Origin of the sequence: Nostoc sp. UCD121, assembly GCF_014222285.1 — a bacterium.
Taxonomy (GTDB): domain Bacteria; phylum Cyanobacteriota; class Cyanobacteriia; order Cyanobacteriales; family Nostocaceae; genus Nostoc.
The window spans coordinates 1-4445 of sequence record NZ_JACKZS010000360.1 but is presented as its reverse complement, the minus strand read 5'-3'; the positions used below and the strand labels follow the sequence as shown (position 1 = coordinate 4445).

The following is a 4445-nucleotide window of genomic DNA, read 5'->3' as shown; positions in this document are numbered from 1 at the left end:
GGGCAGGGGGCAGGAGTGATTCTTCTTTATCTGTCTCATCTTCCCCAATCCCGAATTCCCAGTCCCCCAACATCCAAGGATTCATTTTCGATTTAGATGGTGTGCTGACAGATACAGCAGAACTTCATTATCTAGGTTGGAAGAAGTTAGCAGATGAAGAGGGTATACCGTTTAATCGGCAGGATAACGAAGCGCTGCGGGGTGTATCTCGTCGTGCTTCCCTGATGCTGATTATTAGGGATAGACCATATTCGGAAGCACAAATCCAAGAGATGATGGAGCGGAAGAATCGCTACTATGTGGAATTGATTCAAAATATGACATCCAAGGATTTGTTACCAGGTGCGATCGCCTTCTTGGATGAACTGCGACAAGCAGGGATTAAAATCGGCATTGGTTCAGCCAGCAAAAATGCCCGTACAGTAATCGAGCGATTGGGCATTGCTGATAAAGTAGATGCGATCGCAGACGGTTATAGTGTACAGCAACCCAAACCAGCACCCGATCTATTTTTGTACGCAGCCAAGCAGCTAGGACTTGAACCAGCGCAATCTGTAGTTGTAGAAGATGCCGCAGCAGGTATTGAAGCGGCTCTAGCTGCTGGGATGTGGGCAGTAGGACTTGGCCCTGTTGAACGAGTTGGAGCCGCTCATGTTGTCTTACCCAGCCTAGAAGGTATCAAATGGGCAGATTTAAGAGCCAAATTGAGTGACATTGCTAGACAAAAACATTCAGGGACTTCCAAATAAAATTTATTAAACCAATGGCATCAAAATTAAACTCAAGCGATGAAACTGATAACTAAAAAAATGTAGAGACGTAGCAATGCTGCGTCTTTACAAGGTTTACGGATCTGACTTTTCACGGTATCTGGAAAACTTCTCCTAAAATCAGAGAGACTTTGAATTTCCCCCTTCCCAACGTTGAAAAGGGTGTTAGGGGATTAGGTTTTTTCGATTTCATTTTTGGATATATTTAATAACTGTTGAACAGCAAAAGCTAAGATCGTCCAAGTAGAGAATCTAAAGTAAAACTAAATTTTAGATATCCAAAATTAGGAGTAAGAGCGTGAATTTGGACGATTTAGCCTTACAGATAGAGCTTATGCGTAAGCGCGTCGCCCTTTTGCAACGCCAGAGTGAACAGCAAAAAGCACAGGAAGATATTGAAGTCATCACAGATGTATTCAAGGAACTCTACCTAGCTTTAGAAGAAATGCAAATAGCTAATGAAGACTTACAGCAACAGAATGAAGAATTATTTAACGCCCAACAGTCTTTAATAGCACAAGGTCAACGCTACCAAGAATTGTTTGAGGAAGTACCAGATGCCTATTTGGTAACTGATCCAACAGGAGTAATTCAGGAAGCTAATTCTGCCGCCCAGAATATGTTGAACATCTCAAAGAATTTCCTGTTGGGTAAACCTTTAGGAATTTTTGTGCTTGAGAAAGAACTGATTGCTTTTCATTTGAAAGTGACTCATCTGAGCGATCGCGCCGAAATTCCAGACTGGAAAATGCAAGAGTGGGAAGCAAATATGCGGCCACGTAACAAAACACCCATTGTTGCTGCGATGAAGGTGGCTGCTATCCGTAATCAACAAGGTAACTTAGTTGGTCTGCGTTGGCTAGTGCGCGATATTAGCGAAAGCAAGCGCATTCAAGCCAAGCTGCAATGGGCAGAAGAGGCGATGCGACAAGCACTTGCCAAAGAAAGAGAGTTTAGTGAACTTACATCCCGGTTGCTAACCACCGCCTCTCATGAGTTTCGCAACCCTTTGGCTACCATCTACTCTTCGGCAGAACTACTAGAACATTATCGCCATCTATGGAGCGACGAGCGCCAACAGATTCACCTACGTCGCATTCAAACATCTGTTATGCACATAACCCAATTGCTGAATGATTTATTGGTGCTGAATCAGGATGAAACAGGCAAGTTAGAATTTAATCCAACACCCCTAAATTTGGTGGAATTTTGCCGCGATTTATTAGAAGAATTAGAACAGAGCGATCGCTCCCAACATGCGATCGTTTTTAGCAGTGAGTGCCAATGTACCTCAGCTAACCTAGACGCTAAACTACTGCGACAAATCTTGACTAATTTATTCTCGAATTGTCTAAAATACTCTCCCATTGGTAGCACAGTTAAGTTTTCTGTAACCACTGCCAACGAGCGAGCTATATTCCAGACTCAAGACTCTGGTATTGGCATTCCTCCTGCTGACATTGAACACATATTTGAACCTTTCCATCGCGCCAGTAATACAGGCAATATCCCAGGAATGGGATTAGGGATGTCCATCGTCAAGCAGGCTGTAGATTTACATGGCGGCGAGATTATTGTCGAAAGTGCGATCGATGCAGGAACTACCTTTACAGTCATCCTGCCATTTTCGAGAAATTTGTATGTATAGTCGCTTGCACTAATGCTTCTTTTTATTTCTTATTGGTTTGCGATTGAATGCTCTTGCCTTCCAATGGATGCATAGACCCCCAATTCCAGACTAACAAACTCTGACAACATTGGGTTTCAAGCTAGATATACTAAGCTTTTAAGTCACTTTCAACCGAGGAAGACCGTACAATAATCAATCACTTTTATTTATCGAATTCAAAACCAAAAGTAATTGCTTCTATACTAAAAGGTATTTAAAGTAAAGTTAGCCGGTCAACAATTAGTTGATTGTAAAGTTTTTCTTAACAATAGCTTAGGGAAACAAACTCAAGGACTTTGTATATTTAAGTGTGAGTTTCAAATATTACGCCTGTGGTAATCTCTAACAAATCAGAATACGCACTTCTAGCCCTGTTAGAGTTAGCAACCTGCTACCCTAAGGGTGAAGCGCTGCAAATTCGAGAAATAGCGGTCTTACAAGATATACCAAACCGCTATTTGGAACAACTTCTGGCAACATTAAGACGTGGAGGTTTAATTAAGAGTATACGCGGAGCCAAAGGTGGCTATGTTTTAGCACGAGATCCTGGAAAGATTACAGTGTTAGATGCTTTTAGCTGCATGGAAGGGTCAGATATTGTTGTATCTGATTCTGAGCCGACTCCCAACACGGTAGAAGGTGAGCTAATTCAAGAAGTCTGGCAGGAAGCACGTCAAGCTGCTAACTCCGTTTTAGAAAAATATACACTCCAAGACCTTTGTGAGCGAAGATCGCTAAGAAAGCAGAAGGAACTCATGTATTACATTTAGAAAGGGTGAAGTGGGAAAATTTTCATCAGAAATTTGGGTCTGAAACCCCGCCCTTTAACGAAGTGGAGGGCGGCTTTACATAAATCTAGTAAGCAATAACTAATCCCGTTGAACGTCGGATTAGTTGAATTTTGCTAAACGATATCTGCCCTAATCGTTTCCAATTAGCATCGCTGACAGATATCTGTTTTTCCGTGTCACCTGACACATAGCCAACCCCTTTGGGGGAGTTAACCAGATCCCCTTTACGGAATCCATGACGAGTTGTAGATCCGCCATACTTACGACGAACCCCACCCTTAGCAGGAACCATTAAATGTAATTGCCGACGGGAGTAAGGAGGACGACGAATTACTTTGAAAATAGCAGGTGTAATAATGACACTGCCAAACCAGTTCGCCCCATCTTCCCGTACTGCATGATATTGCCGATACTCCACAAAAGCACTGGCTGCGATTACCACACCATCAACTGCATGAGTATTGAATTCAGGCGTAGATTTGTCTATTCTGTTCTTTTCTAATCCAAGATATTTACGAGTGTTAGATGTTTGATAGCCTTCGATTTTAATGACTGGTGCAAATTGCTCCAACTGTTGTAACATCCACTTTTGCCCAACCATCACAGCAGAGAAGCCAATGCCCTTGCGAGCTTTTTTGCGCCCACTGGTTAGGTCTACGTCTGCTCGAACGTATTCATAGTCGTAATTTGGGCTATTCAACGCTTATGTTGTCCAAATTGGTTTGGTCAATCCTCGTCTCTTTCAGGGCGAGGTAGTTGAACCTTTATCTTGAATTGAGAGTCATTTCTGCTTTGACCATATTTAGCCTTTTTTTAGCCTACGGTGTCTACACAAGTAATAAAAATCTAGCTTGATGAGGCTTTGCTCGTTCCCATACACCGTATGGGAATGTATTCATTGAGGCTCTGGCTAAATGTATCACTAGGTCAGAGCCTCTAATCTGCTATTCATATACAGACAAAGTATAGCTTTGGCAAAGTTGCCTTTCGTGGGTTTAGTAAGTAATTAGACTGGCATAATATAAAATATTTTTTACAAAAAATATAATCGAAAGAAGAAAATTTTGAGTAACTAGTTCAGTTGAACCACACCTCAAGCAAGATAGTTTTGAAAAATTTGCTATCTCAATTGTCTAGTTAGGGCTTGCTGGTTAAGACTGAAACCCTTGTATAAATAGTGATTGAAGTCTATAAATCGAACAAAAGTGCAAGGCA

4 protein-coding genes are annotated in these 4445 nt (G+C 41.8%); 3 read left to right on the top strand and 1 reads right to left on the bottom strand.

The genetic code is table 11. The features are described from left to right. From pgmB to GNF10_RS35455, 3 genes are all read left to right on the top strand, one after another. On the top strand, window positions 1–749 hold a 749-nt coding region (pgmB, locus tag GNF10_RS35465), incomplete at its 5' end, for a beta-phosphoglucomutase (protein ID WP_260446382.1). A 319-nt stretch (window positions 750–1068) separates the two neighbouring features. Then, the gene (locus GNF10_RS35460) at window positions 1069–2418 is read left to right on the top strand and encodes an ATP-binding protein (RefSeq protein WP_185581403.1); all 1350 of its coding nucleotides are present in this window, start codon (window positions 1069–1071) and stop codon (window positions 2416–2418) included. Window positions 2419–2771: 353 nt separating this feature from the next. After that, window positions 2772–3209, top strand: coding sequence for an Rrf2 family transcriptional regulator (locus GNF10_RS35455; RefSeq protein WP_012411254.1), 438 nt, complete (start codon window positions 2772–2774; stop codon window positions 3207–3209). Between the two features lie 85 nt (window positions 3210–3294). Here GNF10_RS35455 and GNF10_RS35450 read toward each other — a convergent pair whose 3' ends face one another. Further along, entirely contained in the window at window positions 3295–3930 is a 636-nt protein-coding gene (locus GNF10_RS35450) for a hypothetical protein (RefSeq protein WP_221643724.1), read from the bottom strand. Window positions 3931–4445: the final 515 nt, after the last annotated feature.